The sequence below is a fragment of the Rhodococcus cercidiphylli genome, from assembly GCF_033042225.1.
Taxonomy (GTDB): Bacteria; Actinomycetota; Actinomycetes; order Mycobacteriales; family Mycobacteriaceae; genus Rhodococcoides.
This window is the reverse complement of record NZ_JAWLKE010000009.1, coordinates 52,460-75,022: the sequence shown is the minus strand read 5'-3', so window position 1 is coordinate 75,022 and position 22,563 is coordinate 52,460. Positions and strand designations below refer to the sequence as shown.

General features: G+C 63.9%; 21 protein-coding genes. 6 read left to right on the top strand and 15 right to left on the bottom strand.

Annotation, left to right across the window (positions count from 1 at the left end):
- Window positions 1–32 precede the first annotated feature (32 nt).
- From R3P95_RS21840 to R3P95_RS21825, 4 genes are all read right to left on the bottom strand, one after another.
- The gene (locus tag R3P95_RS21840) at window positions 33–749 is read right to left on the bottom strand and encodes a TetR family transcriptional regulator (RefSeq protein WP_317549506.1); all 717 of its coding nucleotides are present in this window, start codon (window positions 747–749) and stop codon (window positions 33–35) included.
- A gap of 46 nt (window positions 750–795) precedes the next feature.
- Window positions 796–1,581: an SDR family NAD(P)-dependent oxidoreductase gene (locus R3P95_RS21835; protein WP_317549505.1), complete on the bottom strand. Its 786-nt coding sequence runs from the start codon at window positions 1,579–1,581 to the stop codon at window positions 796–798.
- A complete protein-coding gene (locus tag R3P95_RS21830; RefSeq protein ID WP_317549504.1) occupies window positions 1,578–2,570 on the bottom strand; it encodes an NmrA family NAD(P)-binding protein in 993 nt (330 codons plus the stop codon). Before R3P95_RS21830 ends, R3P95_RS21835 begins: the two co-directional genes overlap by 4 nt.
- A gap of 165 nt (window positions 2,571–2,735) precedes the next feature.
- Window positions 2,736–3,713, bottom strand: a complete 978-nt coding sequence (locus R3P95_RS21825; RefSeq protein ID WP_317549503.1) for a bile acid:sodium symporter family protein — start codon at window positions 3,711–3,713, stop codon at window positions 2,736–2,738.
- Between the two features lie 199 nt (window positions 3,714–3,912).
- On the opposite strand from R3P95_RS21825, the gene R3P95_RS21820 reads away from it, so the two are divergent.
- Entirely contained in the window at window positions 3,913–4,320 is a 408-nt protein-coding gene (locus tag R3P95_RS21820; protein ID WP_317549502.1) for a hypothetical protein, read from the top strand.
- Window positions 4,321–4,512: 192 nt separating this feature from the next.
- Here R3P95_RS21820 and R3P95_RS21815 read toward each other — a convergent pair whose 3' ends face one another.
- Window positions 4,513–4,656 carry a hypothetical protein gene (locus R3P95_RS21815; RefSeq protein WP_317549501.1) on the bottom strand — a complete coding sequence of 48 codons (144 nt, stop codon included), beginning with the start codon at window positions 4,654–4,656 and terminating at the stop codon, window positions 4,513–4,515.
- A gap of 674 nt (window positions 4,657–5,330) precedes the next feature.
- On the opposite strand from R3P95_RS21815, the gene R3P95_RS21810 reads away from it, so the two are divergent.
- Window positions 5,331–5,756 (top strand): ABC transporter permease, encoded by a 426-nt coding sequence (locus R3P95_RS21810; protein WP_317549500.1) that lies wholly within the window; start codon window positions 5,331–5,333, stop codon window positions 5,754–5,756.
- Between the two features lie 486 nt (window positions 5,757–6,242).
- Here the strand turns inward: R3P95_RS21810 and R3P95_RS21805 are convergent, their stop codons facing one another.
- From R3P95_RS21805 to R3P95_RS21760, 10 genes are all read right to left on the bottom strand, one after another.
- Window positions 6,243–7,271, bottom strand: coding sequence for a glycoside hydrolase family protein (locus R3P95_RS21805; RefSeq protein ID WP_121872742.1), 1,029 nt, complete (start codon window positions 7,269–7,271; stop codon window positions 6,243–6,245).
- A 5-nt stretch (window positions 7,272–7,276) separates the two neighbouring features.
- Window positions 7,277–8,392, bottom strand: a complete 1,116-nt coding sequence (locus R3P95_RS21800) for a glycosyltransferase (RefSeq protein ID WP_317549499.1) — start codon at window positions 8,390–8,392, stop codon at window positions 7,277–7,279.
- A complete protein-coding gene (locus tag R3P95_RS21795) occupies window positions 8,389–9,534 on the bottom strand; it encodes a polysaccharide biosynthesis protein (RefSeq protein ID WP_317549498.1) in 1,146 nt (381 codons plus the stop codon). The genes R3P95_RS21800 and R3P95_RS21795 overlap by 4 nt, the downstream gene beginning before the upstream one ends.
- The gene (locus R3P95_RS21790) at window positions 9,531–10,544 is read right to left on the bottom strand and encodes a glycosyltransferase (protein WP_317549497.1); all 1,014 of its coding nucleotides are present in this window, start codon (window positions 10,542–10,544) and stop codon (window positions 9,531–9,533) included. Before R3P95_RS21790 ends, R3P95_RS21795 begins: the two co-directional genes overlap by 4 nt.
- Before the next feature lie 56 nt (window positions 10,545–10,600).
- Window positions 10,601–11,206, bottom strand: a complete 606-nt coding sequence (locus R3P95_RS21785; protein WP_317549496.1) for an acyltransferase — start codon at window positions 11,204–11,206, stop codon at window positions 10,601–10,603.
- Complete coding sequence (locus tag R3P95_RS21780) at window positions 11,203–12,177, bottom strand: GDP-mannose 4,6-dehydratase (RefSeq protein ID WP_317549495.1); 975 nt, start codon at window positions 12,175–12,177, stop codon at window positions 11,203–11,205. Before R3P95_RS21780 ends, R3P95_RS21785 begins: the two co-directional genes overlap by 4 nt.
- Window positions 12,174–13,169: a GDP-mannose 4,6-dehydratase gene (locus tag R3P95_RS21775; RefSeq protein WP_317549494.1), complete on the bottom strand. Its 996-nt coding sequence runs from the start codon at window positions 13,167–13,169 to the stop codon at window positions 12,174–12,176. The genes R3P95_RS21780 and R3P95_RS21775 overlap by 4 nt, the downstream gene beginning before the upstream one ends.
- Window positions 13,166–14,299, bottom strand: coding sequence for a glycosyltransferase (locus R3P95_RS21770; RefSeq protein ID WP_317549493.1), 1,134 nt, complete (start codon window positions 14,297–14,299; stop codon window positions 13,166–13,168). The genes R3P95_RS21775 and R3P95_RS21770 overlap by 4 nt, the downstream gene beginning before the upstream one ends.
- A gap of 434 nt (window positions 14,300–14,733) precedes the next feature.
- Window positions 14,734–16,224 (bottom strand): cellulase family glycosylhydrolase, encoded by a 1,491-nt coding sequence (locus tag R3P95_RS21765; protein WP_317549492.1) that lies wholly within the window; start codon window positions 16,222–16,224, stop codon window positions 14,734–14,736.
- Between the two features lie 142 nt (window positions 16,225–16,366).
- The gene (locus tag R3P95_RS21760) at window positions 16,367–17,788 is read right to left on the bottom strand and encodes an O-antigen ligase family protein (protein WP_317549491.1); all 1,422 of its coding nucleotides are present in this window, start codon (window positions 17,786–17,788) and stop codon (window positions 16,367–16,369) included.
- Between the two features lie 111 nt (window positions 17,789–17,899).
- Here R3P95_RS21760 and R3P95_RS21755 point away from each other — a divergent pair, with 111 nt between their 5' ends.
- Genes R3P95_RS21755 through R3P95_RS21740 form a run of 4 tightly spaced genes read left to right on the top strand, consistent with a single transcriptional unit; the run spans window position 17,900 to window position 22,558 of the window.
- Complete coding sequence (locus R3P95_RS21755; RefSeq protein ID WP_317549490.1) at window positions 17,900–19,369, top strand: polysaccharide biosynthesis tyrosine autokinase; 1,470 nt, start codon at window positions 17,900–17,902, stop codon at window positions 19,367–19,369.
- Window positions 19,370–19,374: 5 nt separating this feature from the next.
- The gene (locus R3P95_RS21750; protein ID WP_317549489.1) at window positions 19,375–20,619 is read left to right on the top strand and encodes an alpha/beta hydrolase family protein; all 1,245 of its coding nucleotides are present in this window, start codon (window positions 19,375–19,377) and stop codon (window positions 20,617–20,619) included.
- The gene (locus tag R3P95_RS21745; RefSeq protein ID WP_317549488.1) at window positions 20,616–21,317 is read left to right on the top strand and encodes a YveK family protein; all 702 of its coding nucleotides are present in this window, start codon (window positions 20,616–20,618) and stop codon (window positions 21,315–21,317) included. Before R3P95_RS21750 ends, R3P95_RS21745 begins: the two co-directional genes overlap by 4 nt.
- The gene (locus R3P95_RS21740) at window positions 21,314–22,558 is read left to right on the top strand and encodes a lipase family protein (RefSeq protein WP_317549487.1); all 1,245 of its coding nucleotides are present in this window, start codon (window positions 21,314–21,316) and stop codon (window positions 22,556–22,558) included. The genes R3P95_RS21745 and R3P95_RS21740 overlap by 4 nt, the downstream gene beginning before the upstream one ends.
- Window positions 22,559–22,563 lie beyond the last annotated feature (5 nt).

Here is a 22,563-nt window from a genome sequence, read left to right as displayed (position 1 = left end):
TGCTTCCAGGGGTGTGTGCCTCGCATTGGACGTCATCGAGGTGGGATCAAGAGGTGAACTCTCTCGACCAGGCCCAGTGCGGTGTCGGCATCCACGCCTTCGAATACTGCACTGTGTATCCCCCGCATGGCACCGGTGAGCAGGTGGGCTGCAGCGAATACATCTGTGTCGCTGTGGATTTGCCCTGCTTCCATGGCGGAACGGAGCAGCTGGGCGATCGCGTCGACGAAACTGTCGTGCCAGCGTTCTGCCGAGCCCTCGGATCTCGGTACTCCGAGATTGCGGAACAGGACGTGGGTGCGTGGGGTGTCGTAGATGCTCGCTGCCGCGATGCGGAGAAATGCCTGCAGCTGCTCGAGTGGGGTTTCCGGCCACGTGGCGGCCGCCGATTTCTCATGGATGCGGCCGATCAGCACCGTGGCTGCGTCGTCGACGGCGGCCTGGAAGAGCTCACGTTTGGTGGGAAAGTGGTGGAACGCGGTTCGCGGTGCGAGACCGCATCGGAGAGCGACACTTTCGATCGTGATGTCCGCGTAGTCCGCGTCCTGCAGCAGTTCCTGGGTGGCCTCGATCAGTCGAGCCGCTGCGGGCCCGGGTTCGTCGGTAGCCGAAGACCCGGCCCATCGGTAGAGCGTCGTGGTGTGGATGCCCAGCGAGGTCGCCACGTCCGCCGGGCTCTCGGAACCGCCGAACGCACGGGCGACCGCTTCCTGCCGATCGGCGAGTGTGAATCTGGAGACCCTGGCCATGTTCGTGACACTACATTCCTCGTCGGGTGCCGAGTTCGGCTCGGACCTAGCGGAGCATCCGCGCGAGGGTGGGCAGTAGAACTCGCGCGGGGACGAGACCCGCTGCGATGGCCTGAACAGTGTTTCGTCGGCCCGAAATCACCTGCGGGCGAGACCGTCTGGTGTCGAGTGTGCGCATCGCAGTAGCAACGACCTCAGTCGGTGTTTGGTAGGTGCCGGCTGCTGCAGCGGTGTCTCCGATGACGTCGAAGAATTCGGTGCGGGTCGGGCCGGGATTGAGCGCGAACACTCTGACTCCGTGTTGTCCTGCTTCGTACCACAGGGACTGGCTGAAACTGAGCACGAATGCCTTGGCGGCCGCGTACACCGCGAGCGACGGGACGGGCTGGAATGCAGTCGTGCTGGCGACGTTGACGATGGTTCCGTCCCCGCGGTCGATCATGTCCGGGAGAAACGCCGAGCAGATGTCCACGACAGCGCGGATGTCGACGGCAATGAGGCGCTCGAAGTTTTCGGCATCGCCGTCTGCGAACGGTCCCTGTACCGCGAACCCTGCGTTGTTGACGACGAGATCGATCTGCTCGGGCACGGCCTCGCGTAGTCTGCGTCCGCTCGCTTCCTCGGACAGGTCCCAGGACACTGTGCGGCAACGGATTCCGTGGGTTTGCTCGAGCTCCTTCGCCAAGGCGGTCAGGCGGTCTTCTCGTCGTGCGACGAGTACGAGATCGGAGCCTCGGGCGGCCAGTGCTCGGGCGAACTCGGCACCGATTCCCGAACTTGCACCGGTCACCAAGGAGCGGCCCGGCCGGTAGTGAGAATCTCGGCGGTTCATCGGTCCGAACCGACGGGCGTGCGCCCGAGCTCAGCGGCCGAGCGTCGTGCGAATTCCTCGTACGACGTCGGAGCGTGACCGAGCAGAGTCGGAAGAACCGTCAGGTCTCCGGCCGGGAGGCCGTGGCCGTCGTAGTGGGTCATCATCGTGCGGTACGCCTCGCGTGCATCGGCGGGCCAATTCTTCATGTCACGAGGGTTCGACGCGGCCTGTGCGCCGCGCAGGAGGTGGCCGATGGAGTTCAGTTTCGTCGATTGCACTGCATGCCCGACGACCGAGGCGAGTGCGGGCAGCACGTTCAGTTGGTTCGTCAACGACGATGGGGGGATCCGAATGGCGGTGACCCGGTGGCCCAGCACATCGGACCAGATCTGAGCCATCTCGTGTCGTGTCAGTTCCACGGTGGACAGGTCGTAGACGCAACCGGTGTGCGGGGATGGGTCGATGAGGATGTTCGCGGCTGCTTCGGCGACGTCGGCGACATCGACAACGCCCATCACGCTGTCCGGTGACACCGGGTACGGCATGACTCCGGCCTGCAGGAATTCCCACACTTCCAGGTAGTTCTGCATGTAGTGCGACGGGCGGAGCACCGTAGTTGGAATTCCACTGTTCTGCAGTATTCCTTCGGCGATGTCCTTCTGGTGATGGTGCGTCAATTGATGCAGGTTCGGATGGATCACGGAATGGAAAACTATGTGCTGCAACCTGTTTGCTGGCCCCAGTTCGATCAGGTGATCGATGATGGGTTTCTCGTCGATGATCTGGGTCGGTGCCGCGTGGTAGAGAACGTCGGCCCCGGCCAAGGCCCTACGAAGCGTGTCCTCCGATCTGAGATCGCCCACGACGACCTCGACGGCCCCGTCCTTGCGGGTGGTCGCAGCTTGCGCGCCGTTCTTGACCACCGCCCGCACTGGCACGTCCTGCATTGCGAGCTGTCGAACGAGCAAGCGGCCGACACCACCCGCGGCACTGGTCACTGTGATCATGAGGCCTCCTCGACGGTGAGCTCGGCGGATGCGGAGCGTTGTTGCGAATATTGCATAGTAAATGCAGATAACGCAAGGGCGCTACGACCCCAGAACTGAAAAATCCGGTGCAGCTGACCGCGCTCAGCGCGGCTAGCTGCACCGGATTCGGAGTGGAATCCAGTCTCAGTCGGTGGTCGTGCGTGTCGACTTCACTGCGCGTTGGGCCGGCTGCGGTTCGATCGAACGTCGAGACCAGTAGCTGGCGAGTAGTGAGCCCGAGACGTTGTGCCACACCGAGAAGATGGCCGCGGGCAGGGCTGCCGCGGGGCTGAAATGCACCGATGCCAGAGCCGCGGCCAATCCGGAATTCTGCATGCCGACTTCGATGCTGACCGCGCGTCGGCTGGCGACGTCGAGTCCGCATGCCTTGCCGATGCCGTACCCCACGGCGAGTCCCAGCGAGTTGTGCAGCACGACGGCCAGGACGATGAGGGCTCCGATGGACAGCAGTGTCGGTGCACTGGCTGCAACCACGAACAGCACCACCGCGGTGATTCCCGCCACCGAGACCAGCGGCAGAGCGTCGAGCATGCGGTCGATCACCGCGGGAAACAGCAGGCGCAGAACAACTCCCAGTACGACGGGAACCAGCACGATCTGCAGAATCGAGACGAACAACCCGCCCGCATCGACTGGCAGGAACTCGCCGGCGAGCCACAGCACGAGCAGCGGCGTGAGAATAGGTGCGAGCAAGGTGGACACCGACGTCATGGCCACCGACAGCGCGGTGTCGCCCTTGGCGAGGTAGACCATCACGTTGGACGCTGTGCCGCCCGGAGCCGAACCGACCAACACCATCCCTGCGGTCAGTGCGGCAGAGAGGCCGAGCAGGTTGGCGATGCCCAGACCGAGTAGCGGCATCGCGAGAAACTGCGCGGCAACACCGAGCAAAAGTGCCCACGGTCGTCGAGCGACGACGGCGAAGTCGGACAGCCGCAACGTCATTCCCATGCCGAGCATGATGATCGACAGCAGCCACGGAACGGCCGGAGTGCCGCCGCTGAACGTGTCGGGAGTGATCAGGGCCAGTGCTCCTGCGGCCACGACGATCAGGGCGAACCACTTGCCGGTGAACTCGCTGATGGATTTCAGCTTGGGCATGCGGAGTCTCCTGTGCGGTCGGGGCACGGCCCAGGGCGGGCGCGCAACCCACCGAGCCTAGCGGCAGCCTCGACGGGCAGGTGCTCACGTTGCAGACACTCGAATAGAACGAGACCAATCGGACTCGTTCTGGCAGTATCGACCTTGACGTGAACCGCTGCCGGCCACAACCGAAGGACGACGAACGCATGACGCCACCGTGAAGAAGCTCTCGACGGTGGCATTGCTGATCCTGTTGGGCGCAGCCGGGACGTACAACGGACTGTCGTTGGTCTCCGACCCCAGCGGGCGGTCACTGGGCCTGAACGTCGGAATGCTCCCTGAATGGCATACCTGGGACTACCGCATATCCGGGTTGTTCGTGCTGATCTTCCTCGGTCTCGGACCGTTGATCTGCGTGGCTGCCGTGCTTGTCGACGCCTCCGAAGCTGCCGTGTGTGTCGCATTGGTGGGGTTGGTGACCATCGCGTGGGTGGTGTGGCAGATCGTCGTACTCGACATCGACGCTCCGCTCGCCCAAGTTCCTCTCACCCTGTTGGGGGTTGTGTTGACCGTCCTCGCAATCGGCGAATTCCGTGCGCGTGCCCGCGATCGGAGTCGGCAATAGCGTGACAGCGAGCCGCAGTGGTTGCACGGGACGCTCCACTCGCGGCCCTGGCCGGAGCGAATCCCCGTGTGTCGCCGAGGAGTGGCGCATCAGTTGCTCAGGAGTCGACGTCCGATCGCAGGCCGCGCCGGACTCTGGCAACAGTCACCCCAGCCAGGATCACCCCAGCGACCGTTATGAAGTCGGAGTCGGTCAACCTCTGTTCGCGTCGACCACGTACAGCACTGCGCCTTCGATGGGGGCGTTGAAGAACAGCCACAGGATGGAGGAAGCAACCAGCGATATCGCTGCGGGCCACGAGGGCGTGGCGAGACACCATGAGGCAGAGTCGAACACCGCATTCATCAGAACGAGGGCGTGAACGGATCGGTAGTCGGCACCGGTGCATCATGATCGAATGCGGACCGTCAGGTCCTAGTCTGTTCACGTGCACAACGAGGATCATCGCGAAGCCAACCGCGAACTACTGGACTCGCTCCTGTCTGCGGTAGCCCTTGTTGTCGGAGGTGGGCTGGGTGTGTTGGGTGCCGTGTGGGCACTGAGAGTTGCGCCGGATCTTCCCTCGATTTTCGCCGTGCCGGTTCGAGATCGGGGCGGAAGCGCGCCTGACGTACCCCTCACGTATTGGCTGACCTGGTTGGTTCCGCCGATTATCGTGTACGGCTGCTACGGGCTGATCGTGTGGGCTGCGCGCCCGTCGAGGTGGGTAAGCGTTTGCGCCATTGGATCTTTCGCTGCGGTCTACGGACTTCTGGCCATCTTCTGGATCTCACTGGACGTGGAGGGTTTTTCGCCGGGTTAGGGCTCGCAGCTATTTCGCCTCCTGGTCCGGACTCGAGCTGCCGAACGTGCCGGTCCAAGCACATCGACGTTCGGATACTTGCTCCACCATCTAGCCGTCAGATTTCACCAGGCCGTCAACTGTCTCGGCTGCGGGACTCGGTCGGTCAGCGCCGTGGTGCACACTCCGCGGGGCAGGTCCGTGCACATACGGCGGTTAGGCTTCCTGCATGGTGCGATCAGCGTGGTGGGTTTTGACCGTCGCCGCGCTGGCATTCACCACGTGGGACGCGACCGCGCTGACCATGTCGGATATGTCGATGTCATGCTCGAAGATCGGCGAAGGCGCAACCTATGATTGCGGCGACCGAGCCATCGATGTGCTGGGGGTATGGCCCCTGATCGGAGTGGCACTGTTGCTCGCAACGCCACCAGCAGTGGCGGCGATCGCGATGCAAAAATCGGTGTCCTGGTTTGCTGTCGTCGTCCTCCTGGGCTTGTTCGTCGCCGGAGTGTTCCGCATCACGAGTGACTCCTACTCGAAGTTGCTCATCTTTGCTCTTCCCGTGGCCGTCATCGGATCGATCATCGCGGCGTTCCAACGAACTGTCCCAGGAGAGCGAATGCCAGCAAGTAACCCCGGCGCATTTTCTTAGAGGACTGTTCGTCAGAACCCGCTGGATCAGAAACACCGACGGGCTCATCAGCGGATGGACGATGGGTAGATATTCGGCCCAATCCTGCTCGCTCCGTATGGAAGCGTGGATGCGAGCGTCAGGCGAGAATCAGAGCCTTCAATCCCAGCGGCTGAACCAGCTACCGCCGCGCAGCCCTGCTCCACCCAGTCCGCGCGATGTCCGTGGCTTGGTGGTCCATAAGCGCTCCACACCCTCCGAGCTTCGGGATGGCGGTGATGATCCGAACGGGTCCACATCTCACCGTCCCAGCAACTGCACAAGACGCTCCACTCGACTCCCCGATCGGCGGGATTCACACGTGCGCGTGGAGGAGTGGAGCAGAAGTTGCCTCAGGAGCGGCTGACCGGACCTGAGCGTTCAGTATCGAGTCGAGTGCGCGGAATCCCGCGTGCACGGTGCGATCGTGAACGGTGAGGTGCGCTTCGCCAGCAAGATTGGCGAGCTCTACGAACCCCGCACCACGTCGTAGGCCGGCTTGGGGCTGAAGTCGGTGCGCAGCAGTCCGTAGTTCTGCTCGGAATCGGCGGGGTCGGTGCCCGAGTCACGCAGCGAGTGCACGAATACCGGGCCGACGTACGGCAGCGACGACGCCTTTGCCAGGCTCGAGCCGATGATCGCGGCCTGTGCGTCCTCGGTGACGGCCATTGGTCCGTTGCCGGTGGGTGCGCCGAGTTCGGTGATCCAGATCTTCTTGCCACCGTCGCCGTTGGCCACCATCGTGCCGTAGGCCTGATCCACCTGTGCCCATTGTCCGTTGGGGTCGTTCTCGACGGTGAAGGGGAAGGTGTAGGGGTGCATGGCGACGGCGTCCATGAATCCGCCTGCTCCGGCGGCGTACATCTGCTGCAGGAAGGTCACCGGCGCGGTGGTCCAGGCTCCGGCGTTGATGGTGGTCGCCAATCCGGCGCTCAGCACGGTGGCTCCGGCGTCGGCGTTGTGGATCGCGGGGTAGGCCGCACGCAGCATGTTCGTGTAGCGGACGGCGTCGACGGGTGCGAAGAAGGTCGGGATGTTGGGCTCGTTCCACACCTCGTAGTGGTCGACGCGCTCGCCGAGGTGCGCCGCAGCTGCGCCGGCGAATGCGCCGAAGGCGTTGGGATCCAGGGGAACTGCGCCGGGCAGAGGTGAGGCGATGCCACCCTGCGCCCATCCGGGGGTTCCACCCAGCACGGCCAGTACCGAGTAGCCCTGCGCCGTCGCAGCGTTGATCACGCGATCGGTGTTGCCCCAGTCGAAGACGCCCGGTGCTGTCTCGATTGCCGCCCAGTTCACCACCACCCGTACCCACGATGCACCGATGTCGCGTCCGGCACCGAGTTCGTTGTTCAGCGTTGCGTCGTCGAGCGTCAGAAACGGCGCTCCGCCGGTGAATCCGAGTCCGGCAGGCGGGGCCGCATGTGCGACGGGTGCAGAGAGGCCGACGGCGATCGCGGCGGCTGCGGCAACGGTGAGCAGACGGGAGCGGAGGGTCATGGCGATCATCCTAAGGTGCTCGTGAGCGGGGCGCTGATCAGTGCTTCGACGGTGGAATGGGGCACGCGGTCGTTCCAGCGCGCGGTGTTCAGCTCGTAGATGCGCTCACCTGCCTTGACGGCGGCGGTGCGGTCTAGCAGGTAGCGGCGGCATTCGGCGACGAACTGCTCGGTGTCGTCGAACGTGGGCAACTCGAAGATCGAATCGAGCGACCCGACGGCCGCCGAGGTTCCGACGACGGGTAGTCCCTTGCTGGCTGCGTCGAGAATCTTGACGCGCACGCCGCCTCCGGTGGCGACCGGGGCGATCAACGCTCGGCAGGTGCCGAGGAACTCCTGCAGATCGTCGACGAATCCGAGATCGCGAACCCCGGCTGGATAGACGGGATCCTTGGCACCCGGGGCCTTCGCACCGATGATGCACAGTTCGGCACCGTCGATGCCCGCGGAGATCGCCGGCCAGTACTCGAGCGCGATCTTGAAGGCCTCCTGGTTCGGTGGCCAATCACGAGTTCCCATGAACACCAGGCGTTTCGCGGTCTCGGACAGGTCCAGCTGCGGCGCGGGTTCGAGAGTGAGGTCGATCCACCGAGCGTCGCGCACGCCCTTGCTCCGGTACATCTGCGCTTCGTCGGCATCGTAGGTCCCGACGGCATCTGCCGCGCGGGCGACGCGAATCTCGTCCCGCAGGATGCGTGGTGCCTCGATACGGCCGATCAATCCGCGCGTCACCTTCCACACCTGCGACTCGGTGTTGACGGTGTTGATCGCGAACGGTGACCCCAGCTTGGACGACCTGAGGAACGATTCGGCCATGTAACTGTGTTCGGCCACATACACATCGGAGGTGGATGCGTCGATGGCGTCGCGGAAGGCGTCGACGTCGTAGCGTCCGTGCACCACCGAACGCGTCGGCCGCAGCGACTTCATCAGCAACCCCATATCGACCGTGGGCTTGGGGACGCGCACCACGTCGGGGGCCACGTCGGTCTCCTTGGACAGGCAGATCGAACGAACCTCGAACGCCTCGCGGGCGAGCTGCATCATCAAGCGCGACAACGCGATATCGCCGCCGTGCTCGGTGACGGGGTCTTTGGACAGCAGGAATGTCGCGCGTCTCATTGTGTCACTTCTTCTTTCACCGGATGCCGATACAGGGCGCGCATGAACCAGACCAGCAGCACGGCATCGGTGATCACCGAGGCCACGGCCGCGCCGACAGCATCGAAGGGGAACAGGCACAGGACGAGAACCATCTTCAGCGGTGCCAGCGTCGCTGCTGCCATCACTCGTGTGCGGTCGCGGTGCTGCAGGTAGAGCACCGTGGTGAACACGTGGTTCATCACTCGCATCACCACGAACAACGACATCACCACGAGGGCACCCGCGACCTGCGGGGACGCCGGTGTGAAGAAGAGCAGCAGACCGGCAATCAACAGCAGTGATCCGGCGGCGCAGCCGAGAACCGCGGTGTGCTTCAAGGCCGGTCCGGCACTGACGAGTCCGTCTGCTGCGCGCAGCTTCTCGTGGAAGGTGTTGCCGAAGGCCTGGCCGATGAAAGCCACTGCCCAGGCCGTCACTGCTGCGACGGAGTAGTAGCCGGCGATGGTGGAGTCGGTGAGGAAGCCGAGCAGCAGCACGTCGCCTTGGATGTAGACCGCGTTGGCGAGGTTCTCCGAGAACAGCATCGACATCTCGCGCCACGATCCGGGGATGCGCGGAGCAGCGACGCGCGTCCGCACCGCGGCCAGCACGGCGATGACGAAATACGGTGCGGCGTACAGCAGACTGGCCACCGTCAGATTCGGGTCGGGCACGGCGAACAAGTACGCCGTCGCGAGCGCGATGGACGTGGCTTGGCGTGCTGTGTCCAATCGCTGGGTGATGTCTGGGCGGCCGTCGCGCAGTGCCCTGCTCTTGTAGGCATTGAACACCAGCTCGCCGCCGCCGATCACGAGGGCGAACCAGGCGATGTAGTTCACCTCTACCAGGCACAGTCCGCCGACGATGAGAACGGCACCGAGGAGCACGCGAGTAGTGCGCTCGCCCAGAAACTCTCGTTCGCTCACGCGAATCGAGCGCACGGTGAAGGGATGATCCAGTGGTGCTGCGATGATCGCGGCGAGGGCGAACGCCATCGCGTATTGGCCGTAGTCGGAGATCCCCAACTTGGCGATCAGCGCGATGGTCCACAGCAGGCCGATGCCGCGGCCACCGTAGGTCCACAGTGCAGCGACCCCGGCCTTGAGCAGGTTGGCGTTCATTGCGCCGCCCACACGGAGACGAAGTCCTCGACGACGAGCTCTGCGGTGTGGGAGATGCGAAGCGCCTCGACCTCGCGTCGAAGTTTGCCCAGCGCAATCGGATCGGTGATGAGGTCGGCGGTGGCGTGGGCGAGTTCGGCGACACCTCCGTCGACCACGAGGGCTCCGCTGTCGGACTCGGCGAGAGCGCCGACCTTCAGGCAGGTCACCGGGGTCTGGTACGCGATTGCTCGCGTCACGACCGAGGACGCGGGGAACGCATCTCCGTAGATACTCCGTTTGCCGTAGGGCAGGACGAGTGCGCGGATGGACGCGAAGAAGGCATCCTCGTCCGGTCCGTTCACCTCGCCGAGGATGTCCACGCCGTCGACGGGGTCGAGCAGTTCGGTTCCCCGGCCGGCGATACGGATGGCGATGTCGCGGGGAAGGCTGTCACGGAGTTGCTGGATCTGGTCGAAACCCTTGCCGCGATAGACCAATCCGAAGAGACCGACCGCCAGCGGCCGCTCCTCGGCAGCCTCTATATCAGGGCGCGCGGGAACGAAGAGAGCACTGGCCTTGGCGGTGGCGTCGGGATACTCGCGCGCGAGCGAATCGGCACCGGAGCGGGTGAGAGCGAACAGCGTCCGGCTGCCCGCCACCCGGCGTTCGAGTGCCCGCCATGCCGACCGAAGTGGGTAGTGCAGGCCGTGATTGAGCAACTTCTTGCTCGCGAGGAATCTGGTTCGTGCGGGCCACCAGACCAGTCCGGGCGGGTCGTGCACCGTAGCGGTCACCAACGGGTCGCCGGTGAGTCGGGCGGTTGCCCAGAACGGCATCACCGAACCGCCGCTGAGTTCGCAGTGCACGATGACGCGGCCCGGGTCGGCGTCGACGAGTTCTTGAATCGCTCTGCGGTGACGCAGAATATCGCGCACCGAGTGCGATCCGGGTCCCTCGTGGCGATACTCGATCACCTCGGCGAAGTGTGGCCGAACGGCGTCGGCGAAGTCGTCGGCATAGTCGCCCACGCCGCCCACCCCGGATCGGGGGGCGACGTAGACGAGTCGGCAGTCACGCAGGATCATCAGTAGAACAGCGGCCGATACTTGGGGCGGTAGGCGAGTGCCTTGGGATCACGCATTGCTCGCACCTTCGCGGGCACACCGGCGACCACTTCGAGTTCGCCGACATCCGCGCGCACCATCGAGCAACCACCGACGACGGCACCGCGGCCGAGGGTCACTCCGCTGAGAAGCGTGCTGCGACTGGCGATCCACACGTAATCGCCGATGACGCAGGGCTCGAGGATCGGTGTGAATTCCGGCGAGTTGTGATCGTGGTACCCGCCGATGATGTGGGTGTCGCTGGCGATGACGACGTTGTTGCCGATTGTGATTCCGCCGCGGGCGTCGAGCATGCACCGGAACCCGATGGCGCAGGCGTCACCGATGGTGAGGCCCTCGGGATCGAGGATGGTGGTGCCGCGGAAGATCGAGGTGTCCTTGCCGATCGTCGCACCGAAGGCTCGCAGGAAGTTCTGCCGAATCCAGTGTGACGGAATGTAGGTCACGATCATGTTGAAGCCGAGGGTGCCGATGCGATTGCGCAGCTTCCGCTTGAACGTGATGTCCTGCATCTTGTAGTTCGACACGTCGTAGATCTCGTTCTCGGGCTTTTCCACCGCTGTCATGCTGCAATCTCCTCGGTCATGTCGAACTCGATCATTGCTTGGACGACCTGATCGAACGTCTTCGTCGGTTCCCAGCCCAACAAGTTCCGGGCTTTGGAGGCGTCGCCGACCATTCTGGCCGAATCGGTCGGCCTGAGCATCTCCGAGTCGCTGCGCACGTAGTCGCGCCAATCGTCGATGCCCACCGCCTCGAAGGCAGTCGACACGAAGTCGGCGACACTGTGTGCCTGTCCGGTGGCGACCACGAAGTCGTCACCCTTGCCGTACTCGGCCATCGCGACCATGGCGTCCACATAGTCCGGAGCCCAACCCCAATCGCGTACCGCGGTCAGATTGCCCAGCTCGAGTGTGGTCTGATTCCCTCGGGAGATGGCGACTGCGGCCTTGCTGATCTTCCGAGTCACGAAGGATTCCGGTCGCCGCGGTGATTCGTGGTTGTAGAGAATGGCATTGGTGGCCTCGAGTCCGCGTGATCGATAGACATCGACCATGTGGTGACTGAGCGCCTTCGATGCACCGTAGGGCGATGTGGGTGCAATTCGGGTCGCCTCGCTCTGCAGCGAGACACCGGATCCGGCGAAGATCTCGGCACTGGATGCGTTGATCATCACGATCCGCTTTCCCGACGCCTCCTGGTGGGTGAAGCAGGCATCGAGCAGTGCTGCTGCAGAGACGCCGTTGACCCTGGTGGTCAGTACCGGGTCGTTCCACGACCGCCACACCGAAGAGATTCCGGCGAGATGAAAGACGTAGTCGGGGTCGGTTTCGGTGACCAATGCCGTTGCGGCGGTGTGGTCGCTCAGGTTGGTTTCGTGCTGTTCGATGAGGGGGTTCACCGAGTGGTGGGTCCCGCCAGGCTTGGCGACGCCGTGCACTGCCCAGCCGCGGCCGAGCAGAAGTTCAGCGAGGTAGCTGCCGTCCTGGCCCGCCACTCCGGTGATCAGAGCGGTCGGGTGGGGCCCGGTGTTCACGCGATCTTGACGGTGTCGGGGGACTGTTCGGCGAGGTCGTTGCGCACCATCATGGCCACCAGTTCGGGGAAGGTGACCTTGGGCTTCCAGCCGAGAGCTGCTTGTGCTTTCGACGAATCGCCGACGAGCAGATCGACCTCGGCGGGCCGGAAGAAGCGTGGATCGATCTTGACGTAGGGCTCCCAGTCGTCGATGTCGACGGCAGCGAAGGCATGGTCGAGGAGTTCGCGAATCGAGTGGGTCTCACCGGTGGAGATGACGTAGTCGTCGGCCTGGTCCTGCTGCAGCATCAGGTACATGGCTTCGACGTAGTCGCCGGCGAAGCCCCAGTCGCGCTTGGCATCGAGATTGCCCAGCGAGATCTCGCTCTGCAGCCCCAGTGCGATGCGTGCGACGGCCTGGGAGACCTTTCGGGTGACGAATTCCGGTCCGCGGCGCGGTGATTCGTGGTTGAAGAGAATCCCGGAGCTGGCGTGCATGCCGTAGGACTCGCGGTAGTTGATGGTCATGTAGTGGCCGTAGACCTTGGCGACACCGTACGGCGAGCGTGGCCAGAGCAGTGTGTCCTCGCGCTGCGGCACCTGCTGCACTTTGCCGAACATCTCCGAGCTCGATGCCTGGTAGAAGCGAACCTGCTTTCCTGCCACCTGCTCGTACAACCGGGTCGATTCGAGCATGTTCAGTACTCCGCCGCCGGTGACGTCGGTGGTGAGACGGGCGTTCTCCCAGGAGTACGCCACGAAGGAGACGGCTCCGAGGTTGTAGACCTCGTCGGGATCGGCCACGGCGAACGCGCGCATCAGCGCGGACAAGTCGAGTAGGTCTCCGTGCAGAATCTCGACCTGGGGGAGTACTCGCTCCAGCATCGGTGCTTTCGGATTGTTCTGTCCGCGAAGCAAACCGAACACTTTGTAACCCTTGCTCAGCAGCAGCTCTGCGAGATAGAGGCCGTCCTGTCCGGTGATGCCGGTGATCAAAGCGCGCTTGTTCATCGCGACGCCGTCCTCTCGATTCGTTCTGCATTGATCTCGGATACTGCGGAAATGAGTTCGGCAGCGAAGCGTTCTTCGCTGAACTGCTCCACGTGTGCCTGAATCTTCAGTGGTTCCCAGGCCGTCCGTTCGAGAGCGGTGACCGCGTCGCGAATCGAATCCGGTTGTGGCTGATCGAAGTACACCCCTGAGATGCCTTCCTCGACGGTGTCGAGAAAGCCGCCCCAGCGGAGAACGGCGCTGGGTTTGCCGTGGTAACCCGCTTCGATGGGGGTCAATCCGTAATCTTCATAGCTCGCGGCGATCAAACCGTTACAGCCCTGGTAGAGCCAGGTCATCTGTCCCGATGTCAGATCACTGAGCATGAGAACGTTGTCGGACTTGATCTTTCGTAAACGGTCGGCCTCGGGGCCTCGACCGACGACGATCAGCTTGCGGTCGGTGCCGGCGAATGCGGCCATCACCTTGTCGACGTTCTTGTACGGCAGCAGCCTGGAGATACACAGGTAGTAGCCGCCGCCGTCGAGCCAGGCGGTGGCCTCGGGGATGGCTTCCGCGGGGGCGGCCTCGACCGTGAACGGTGCAGGTACCACCGTGGAGGGAATGCCGTACGCGTCGGTGATGCGCTGCTGTATCACGGTGGAGATGGCGAGGTAGCGATCCGCCGACGCTGCGGCTCGCCGGTCCCACCGGCGCAGCGGCCACGAGAGCGCCTTGAGCGCAACACGTTTGGTGGGGCTGCGGCTTTCGCCCAGATACATCTGCGATTCGTACAACCAACGCGCAGGTGAATAGCAGTAGACGAGTTTGTGGCCGGAGGCGTGGAAGCCGTGCGCCCAGCCGCTGGTGCTGGTGAGTACCACGTCGGCGTCGACTTTGATGGACGAGGATGCGAAGGGCAGCAATGGAAGTGCGGCGCGGTGATTCTTGCGCAGGAAGCCGACGCGGTTCAACGTCGACGGGCGCACGTCGAGTTCGGAGAATTCGGGGAACGTCGTCGACGGCTCGAAGAGCGTGGTGTAGATGGGGGCGTCCGGGAAGGCGCGGGCCATGGCGAGGACGACCTTCTCGGCACCGCCCCGCTGGGTGAGGTAGTCGTGCGCAATCGCGACGCGGAGGCCGTCGGTCATATTGCGAACCGATTAAATACTGGTGTAATCAACTGTGACACAACACTATCCGTCTTCATGAGCTACCCATCGTGTCGGTCCGTACTCGAGTCGAGCTAGGGGCATCTCGAAACGCCTGTTGGCGCTCTGACGTGCGACGGTGCACGACAAGAGCGTCGAAATTCTGGGCGTCCCCCGACGAGACGTGCGAACACTGGACATAATCCTGCCACGAAGAGTCATTCGTTCGCGCTATATGAATATCTGTTCCGACAAGAAATAGATAGCGTTAAGTGAGGTGGTTCACAAGGCAAAATAATTGATCGGTAAAGCGAAACCGCGCCTTTGCGCAGAGTTAACGTGGCCGCAATGATTGCACCGGGAAATGGGCACACTTCACCCAATTAAAAGGGTCGGGCGGTTTGTGAATTATCAATCAATCGATCGAAATCAATTCAGCGGGTGACGGTCGCTCCGACATACGGTGTCCACGTGATCGCGCCGTACTGGAACGTCACCCGCACGCCGCCGCCGTACTGCGGCATCTCGTCGCTCGTTGCGGGGCCCAGGGTGGGATCCCAGGCGCTGTAGATGCCGCCACCGATGTTGTGGGTACCCCCGACGGCAGTGGAGAACACACGAAGGCCGAAGGGGCTGTCGAAATCCTGGTAGGTGCCGTTGAACGGCGTGGTCGGGAGAAATCCGGTGGCGCGGATCGATTCGGCCACCGCGCGAGGAACGGCGACGAAACCGTTCGACATCTCGTAGAGCACCGCATCCTGGCGGTACTGCGCCCACGTATCGCGCACGGGGAACACCGGTCCCAGCACCGCTCCGGAGTTGTTCGGAGCAGCAGCGAATCGGTTGTACTCGGCAGTGCGCGGGATGTTGTTCTGCAGCAGACCCATCAGGCCCCACAGGGCTGGCTTCGCGCCCCAGTTGCTCTCGAGCAGGCCGAATGTGTCTTCCGGATCGTTGCTGCCGGTTGCCTTGTCTCGCATCGTGTAGAGGAAGATCGGCCCGGTGTAGGGCAGCTCGCGCCACTTCTGGATGAAGTCGGTGATCATGGCGTTCTGCTGATCTCCCGACACCACGGAGGTGGGAACCCCGTACTCGGTGGCCCAGATCTTCTTGCTGCCGTCGCCGTTGGCGACCATCGCCGCGCGCATGTCCATGACCTGCCGGGCCGGTGAATGATCGACGTACGGACCTTCGGAGAACTTCAGTGAGTACTGATACGGATGGTAGGAGAGGGCGTCGAAATTGCCGGCCGCACCTGCCGCGTACATCTGGTTGGTGAAGTCGACGGGGTTGACGATGCCCCAACCCTGTTCGGCTGCGCCGAGGACACCGCCGACGACGGTCGCGGCCGAATCGGCTGCCTTGATCTTGGGGTAAGCGGCCTTGAGCAGGGCGGTATAGCCGGCCGCGTCGGGCTGCGGCCCGTAGAACATCGACCCGTTGGGCTCGTTCCAGATCTCGTAGTCGGCAACTTTGCCCTTGTAGCGGGCGGCGACCTTGCCGGCGAAGTCGCCGAACGCTGCAGGCGACGCCGGGCGGGTGCTGATGGGTTGGTTGACCGGGGAGGTCGCCCACGGTGGGGTGTACGCGATGATGCCCAGCATCGAGATGTTCGCTGCTCGGAGCTTGTCCACGACGCGATCGACGGCCGTCCAGTCCAGCTGATTCTGGGTGTACTCGACGGTGGACCACGGAATGGCGATACGCATCGACTTGACGCCCATGCTCGTCATGAATTGCACGGTGGTGTCCAACTCCGCGTCGGAGGCCCACAGCAATCCGCCGCCGTCGGAAATGCCGACGCCGGGTGGATTTGGGGCTGCTTCGGCGCGTGACGGGCCGACGAGGTGGTCGGGTGAAGTGATGACGGACGTGACTCCGAAAGCGAGCCCGGCTGCGACGATCAGAACGGTTGTCGCTGACATTACTGTGCGAAAGCCACCGCGAAAGTGAACCATCTTCAATTCTCTCCACCAGGGGGTCCGTACCAACATTCGACGGGCCGGTGCGCAGAATCATTGCACCTCGAGCGCGCTTTTGTGTAAATCACAAAAAGCGGACCAATAATTATGAAACTGCTGGTCGAGTACCTCCGGCCGAAAGCAAGCTTTTCGTTTTCGTACCCTCGATGTTGTCGCCGTCGGGCTTGGTTTCCGTCGCTTTTTCCCACGCGTAGACGACGAATGCGAGCATCACGGAAAATGCCGTCGTCGTGGAAGGATTGCTGACGACGGGGAAGTCGAGTTGCAGCGCGACCACCGAGAAGCCGATGAATGTGCCGCCGTAGAAGCCGAGTTCCCAGCGTCCCGATCGCAGCATTCGGTAGCCGACAACGGCACCGGCAACGAGAATTGCGGTGAAGGCGAGGCCGGTGAATATGCCGCCGCGGTAGACGGTGAGCAGCGGCGAGTTGGCGACGAAATTCACCTCGAATGCGGTGGCCGGATCGACGAATTCCGGCCGGCCCCAACCGAGGCCGAACAGCCAGTGGCCTTGCATGTGGCCGGGGAATTCGGCGAGGGCATCGCCGCGTGCGCTCGAGCCTGCGTCCTCGTTGCCGAAGGACGAGAAGACGCGGCTGCGGACGCTGGGTACTGCGAGCGCTCCGATGAAGGCCGCTACGAATGCGCCGACGATGGCCAGGCGTTCCCTGGTTCGCAGCTGTTGGAACGCGAACATCAGTACCACGCCGAACACCACCGAGAACAGGGCCGCTCGCGAGAGCGTGAGCACGATCGACAGGAACAGCAGAGACGCGAGGGCGGTACGCAGGTATCCACGCAACAACAGGATGCACAGCATCAGCGCGAGGACGAAGCCGATTCCGGCGGCGTTGGGGTCGATGTACGTCCCTGCCAGGCGAACCGAGGTGGCACCGGTGGGGCTGTAGACGAACCGCGTGCTCTCCTCCTCGGTGCCGTATCCGAGAATCGAGAGGTAGCGAATGAGCTTGCCTGCGGGATCACCGACGAAGATCAGCAATGCAAAAGCGGCGGCCCCGGATGCTGCGTAGACGTAGATCCTGCCGAACACCGCCATTTCGTCCCGCGGCATTCGCAACAGGCACACCACCACGAGCGTCGAGATCAGCCATTTACCGAATTCGAAGAAATCGCCGATTCCGGTTGCCATGACGACGACCGACAGTGCGGACAGGACGATCAGCGTTATGACGGTCGTTTCGGGCAATGTGATGCGGCTCACTGCTGTGCGGTGAATCACAGTGGCGAAGATCGTCGCGACGGCGAACGTGAAGACCAACGGCGCGGGTGTTCCCGGTACATAACCGAAGGGGAGTGCCCCCAATGAAAAGGCAAGAGCGCGAGTCAAATACAGCGGATGACGTAGGCCTATGTATGCTCCCACGGTCAACGCGACGAGGGCGAATGCCCCCAATTTCGCTGGAGTTCCGCCGACGATCATGGCGAATGTAACGGTTACGGGGATTGCCACGATGGCGACCCATCCGACCCGCTGCATGATGCTCATGGGTTCTGATGTTGTCACGCTTTCATCTACTCGCAACATGTACGCCGTGCCGAATCCTTCGCTGCGCTTTATTCTTTGCCCTTGACCGTCGGTTATTCGATAGGAGCATTCGTGGAGATTCGAGAGTATTGGCGGATCCTTCGCGCGGGATGGTGGATCGTCGCTCTCGCGACGATCATCGGCGTCGCCGGGGGTTATGCCTACACGTTCTTCACGACGCCTCAGTACCAAGCGTGTGCTCGTTTGTTCGTCACCACCGAAGGCGGCAGTTCCGTCGGTGAGGCGTACCAGAACAATCTGTTCTCGCAGGAACGCGTGTCCTCCTACGCCGGGTTGGCCACCAGCACACAGGTTGCGCAGCGAGCCGTCGATCAGTTGCAGCTGCAGCAGTCCGCGGCGGAACTGCGGTCCAGGATCACTGCGACGCCGATCGAGAAGACGGTGTTGCTCGATCTGTGTGCCACCGACGCCGATCCCGCGGTCGCCCAGGCGTTGACCAATGCGGTCGCCGGGCAGCTGACGCAGGTGGTGCAGGAACTCGAAACATCCCAGCGCGGAGGCAACCCCGCGGCCGGTGCCACCATCGTCGATCAGGGTGACGTTCCGACGGCGCCGATCGGCATGGGTCTGGTCACGGCTCTCGTTCTCGGCGGCGCTGTCGGCTTCGTGGTCGGCCTCGCCCTCGCGTTGCTTCGTGGTCTGATGGATCGCTCCATTCGCGATCGGGCACGCGCCGAAAACGTCTCGGGCCGCGTCGTACTCGGCGGCCTCCCGGTGGATGCGACGCGTCCCACGGTGCCGGTGGCGTCGATGGCGACGATGGGCGAACCACTGCGCGTCCTGCGCACCAACATTCGCTTCCTCGGCGGCGGCTCCCCGCCGCGCATCATCACGATCACCAGTGCGGCTGCGGACGAGGGACGCACCAGCACGGCCATCGATCTCTCCGCCGTTCTCGCCGAGGCCGGGCACACGGTGTTGCTCGTCGGCGGCGACTTACGAAGCTCGACCCTGGGCAGCCGCTTGGGTATCGAACAGGACAGTGGCTTGTCGACAGTTCTCTCCGGTGAGCACAGCGTGGAGGATGCCATCCAGGATGACGTGTTCGACGGTGTGTCGGTGCTTCCGGCAGGGCCGGTGCCGCCGAACCCGAGTGAGTTGCTCGGATCGGACCGCGCCCAGGAACTGCTGACAGCGCTGCGCGGTGACTACCGCTACGTCATCGTCGACACCCCGCCCCTGCTCGACGTCACCGACGGCGCAATTCTCACGGCATTGTCCGACGGCACAGTGCTTCTCGCTCGCACCGGCCGCACCACACGCGACAAACTGCGGCGTGCGATCAAGGCGCTCGACGGCGTCGGCGGCACCGTGCTGGGCGTGGTGACCACCTTCGAGCCCGCGGCCCGACGCCTCCGCGGTGGCAGCTCCGCAGCAGGCGAGGGTTCCAGTGAAACAACCGCTGCTGCAGACAGTTCCGCTGTGCCGACCGCGCACGCCCCGTCGGGGCCCGCCCACGCCGCGGTCCGGCCGAGGCCGGCGAACAACGACTCTGCGACGTCCTCGGCGAGCAGAGGATAGCTTCGATGTCAGGGAGGTGGACGGTCCGAGTCGGTGCCCTGCTGTGTGCAGCAGGGGTGTCGATCTCCTGCTCACAGCAGGCTCCGATCGTGCTGCCGCCCGGCGCGCAGACGGCTCCCGTCACGGCCGCTCCGGCGACGTCGGAGCCGCTGCCACCGTCCGATTTCGGTGGTACCGCTCCGGGTTCGTTGATCTCGGCCGAGCCGATCGAGGACATCGCAGCAGACATCACCGAGCTGGGTGCTACCGCGACTCGTGTGGTGTACCGATCGACGTCGGGAGTCACCGGGGAGCCGACGGACGTGTCGGGCACCGTGGTGATCCCGGGTGGCACTGCGCCCGAGGGTGGTTGGCCGGTGGTGTCCTACGGGCACGGCACGACGGGCGTGCTCGAGGCGTGCGGGCCGTCGAGGTACGCCAACCTTCTCGGCAGTGCCCCCATCGTGGCGGCGCTGGTGCTCAACGGTTTCGCCGTCGCGATGACCGACTATCAGGGGCTCGGGCTCGGCGGGTCGTATCACCCGTACCTGGACTCGAAGACATTCGGCTACAACATGATCGACGCTGTCCGTGCAGCGAGGAACTTCATGCCCACCCTCAGTCCGCGGTGGGCCGCCTACGGTGTCTCGCTCGGCGGCATGGCGGCCTGGGCGGCAAGCGACCGCAATGCCGAGTACGGCGGCGGGCTCGAGCTGGTGGGCACCGCGGCGATGGTGCCGGTCTCGGACATGTCCGGGTTGGCCGACGCTGCCGCGAATCAGACTCTGACGCGGGCCCAGTACCCGCTGCTGATGTACGCGCTGCACACGTTGGCGATCAGTCATCCCGAGATGAACCTCGACGATTACCGATCCGGGTTGGCGCGGGAGCGGTGGGACGACTTCATGGAGTGCGTACCTCCAAAGTCCGACGACGTGCCGGGGCTGTTGGCAGGTCTGAGCGCTGCGGACCTGACACCCGTCAGCGTCGAGGCGACGGATCGGCTGCGCGGCTACCTGGCCGATATGGCTCTGCCGCAGCAGCGTTCGTCGACACCGCTGTTGGTGATGTACGGCAGCGAGGACGATCTGATTCTCGAACCGTGGACCGAGAAGGCGTTGCAGCGCGCGTGTGATTCCGGAGATCTCGTCGAGTACGAGCTGCATCAGGGTGAGGGACACGGCGATCTGGACAGCAGCCGGTCGCTGCCGTGGGTCAAGGGCATGTTCGCCGGCCAACGACCGGTGAACACGTGCGAGCTGAATCGATGATCGCGCCCACGGGTGTGCCAACCCTCAGGGACTACGGCCGTATTTTGTTGTCCGGATGGGCATTGATCCTCGCCGCGGCAATTCTGTCGGCGGGTGCCGGGTTGTTGGCGACGCAGGTGGTCGAGCCGACGTACACCGCAGCGTCTCGGGTGTTCGTCACCGCGCCCGGTCCCACCTCTCCCAAGAATTCGCTCGAGGGCAATCGTGGGTCACTGGTTCGCGTCGAGACGTATGTTCAGTTGGCCACCGGGGAACAGGTGTTGCGGCGGGTCATCGCCTCGCAGGGGTTGCCGCTCGAACCGGAGACGCTGAAGAACGACATCCTAGTGGTACCCACTCCGGGCTCGGCGCTGATCGAGATCTCGGTGGTGAACTCCGACGCCGAGCAGGCACGCGACATTGCCAATGAGGTTGCGGTGCAGCTCATCAAGCTGGTCGGTGAGATCGACCTGGGTGCAGACGGAGCGGTGTCGGAGGTGACGCTCGTCGATGCGGCCACCACTCCTGATCAGGTCACCACACCGACGCCGATGAGCAACATGATTCTGGGGGGAGTGATGGGCACGATCCTGAGCAGTGTGCTGGTTCTGGCATTCGGAATCGCACGCGACTCGATCGACCATCGCGATCAAGTGGAGAACATCGTGAAGCAGGCGGCCGCTGCCCAGCGGACGCCTGCTGCAGAGGGGGTCCGATGACACTGTCGAGAACGAGCCGAGCAAGACGAGCGAGCGGTGCCTGCGCACTGGCTTTGATCCTGGTGACGGCGGGGTGTTCCTCCGACGAACCTCCTGCTGATCCGTACTCGGTATCGGAGTCCGCTGCGTTCGGTGCGACGCTCGACGCCGATTACGGTGAGGCGGGCCCCGGTTCGCTCGAGAGCGCGCAGCAACTGCTGACCATCGATCGCCGGGTCAGTGCTGTGTCCTCGGTCGCCGCGCGGGTGGTCTACTCGTCCACTTCCGGCGTGGACGGTTCTCCGCAGCGCGTCTCGGGCACGATCTTCGCACCGGAAGGCACACCGCCCGAGGGTGGTTGGCCGATCATCGCGTACGGCCACGGCACCACCGGCGTGCTCGAGGATTGTGCGCCGTCGACCGATCCGGAGTTGCTCGGCAGCTCGCAGATCGTCGCAGCGCTGGTGCGCGCCGGGAACGTCGTCACGGTGTCGGACTATCAGGGACTGGGCCTGGAGGGCTCGTATCATCCCTATCTCGACGCTCGGACCGTCGGCAACAATCTCATCGACTCGGTGCGTGCCGCCCGCAAGCTGATACCCGAGGCGTCCACGAAGTGGGCGGCGTTCGGCGGGTCTCAGGGCGGTCAGGCCTCCTGGGCTGCAAACGAACTCGCGAGCAGCTACGGCGAGGGTCTCGAGCTGGTCGGCTCGGTCAGTTTGGTACCGGCCGCCGATATGGTCGGTCTCGCCGACGCCGCCGCGAACGGCACCCTCACCGACGATCAGAAGCCGCTGCTGCAGTGGGTTCTGGTGGGTCTGGCCCAGTCTCATCCCGAGCTGGACCTGGACGACTATCGCAGGGGCATCGTCGCCGAGAAGTGGGACGAGCTCTCGGCGTGCGGCGGCGTTCTCGCTGCCGACCGTACGTCGTTGGCGGCACAGATCAGCGACGACGATCTGCGTCCGGCTACCCCCGAGGCGACGGCGAAGCTCGCGGAGTACCTGCGCGAGATGAGCTTGCCGATGTCTCCGGCCGCCGCACCGATGCTGGTTCTCTACGGCGGCAAGGACACGTTGATCTCGCAGGCGTGGACCGAGACCGCCATCGCGGCCGGCTGCGCCGCCGGGGACACGATTCAATCTGTACTCCAACCGAATTCCGGTCACGCAGACATCGACGGTGCTGCTGCGTTCGGATGGCTCGAAGACCGGTTCGTCGGCACCGAGGCCATCAGCTTCTGCCCGCCTCCTGCGCCATGACCTCC

Coding starts and splice junctions, on each gene's coding strand:
- R3P95_RS21840 (WP_317549506.1), bottom strand. CDS start 749: ATGGCCAGGGTCTCCAGATTCACACTCGCCGATCGGCAGGAAGCGGTC.
- R3P95_RS21835 (WP_317549505.1), bottom strand. CDS start 1,581: ATGAACCGCCGAGATTCTCACTACCGGCCGGGCCGCTCCTTGGTGACC.
- R3P95_RS21830 (WP_317549504.1), bottom strand. CDS start 2,570: ATGATCACAGTGACCAGTGCCGCGGGTGGTGTCGGCCGCTTGCTCGTT.
- R3P95_RS21825 (WP_317549503.1), bottom strand. CDS start 3,713: ATGCCCAAGCTGAAATCCATCAGCGAGTTCACCGGCAAGTGGTTCGCC.
- R3P95_RS21810 (WP_317549500.1), top strand. CDS start 5,331: ATGGTGCGATCAGCGTGGTGGGTTTTGACCGTCGCCGCGCTGGCATTC.
- R3P95_RS21805 (WP_121872742.1), bottom strand. CDS start 7,271: ATGACCCTCCGCTCCCGTCTGCTCACCGTTGCCGCAGCCGCCGCGATC.
- R3P95_RS21800 (WP_317549499.1), bottom strand. CDS start 8,392: ATGAGACGCGCGACATTCCTGCTGTCCAAAGACCCCGTCACCGAGCAC.
- R3P95_RS21795 (WP_317549498.1), bottom strand. CDS start 9,534: ATGAACGCCAACCTGCTCAAGGCCGGGGTCGCTGCACTGTGGACCTAC.
- R3P95_RS21785 (WP_317549496.1), bottom strand. CDS start 11,206: ATGACAGCGGTGGAAAAGCCCGAGAACGAGATCTACGACGTGTCGAAC.
- R3P95_RS21775 (WP_317549494.1), bottom strand. CDS start 13,169: ATGAACAAGCGCGCTTTGATCACCGGCATCACCGGACAGGACGGCCTC.
- R3P95_RS21770 (WP_317549493.1), bottom strand. CDS start 14,299: ATGACCGACGGCCTCCGCGTCGCGATTGCGCACGACTACCTCACCCAG.
- R3P95_RS21765 (WP_317549492.1), bottom strand. CDS start 16,224: ATGTCAGCGACAACCGTTCTGATCGTCGCAGCCGGGCTCGCTTTCGGA.
- R3P95_RS21760 (WP_317549491.1), bottom strand. CDS start 17,788: ATGAGCATCATGCAGCGGGTCGGATGGGTCGCCATCGTGGCAATCCCC.
- R3P95_RS21750 (WP_317549489.1), top strand. CDS start 19,375: ATGTCAGGGAGGTGGACGGTCCGAGTCGGTGCCCTGCTGTGTGCAGCA.
- R3P95_RS21745 (WP_317549488.1), top strand. CDS start 20,616: ATGATCGCGCCCACGGGTGTGCCAACCCTCAGGGACTACGGCCGTATT.
- R3P95_RS21740 (WP_317549487.1), top strand. CDS start 21,314: ATGACACTGTCGAGAACGAGCCGAGCAAGACGAGCGAGCGGTGCCTGC.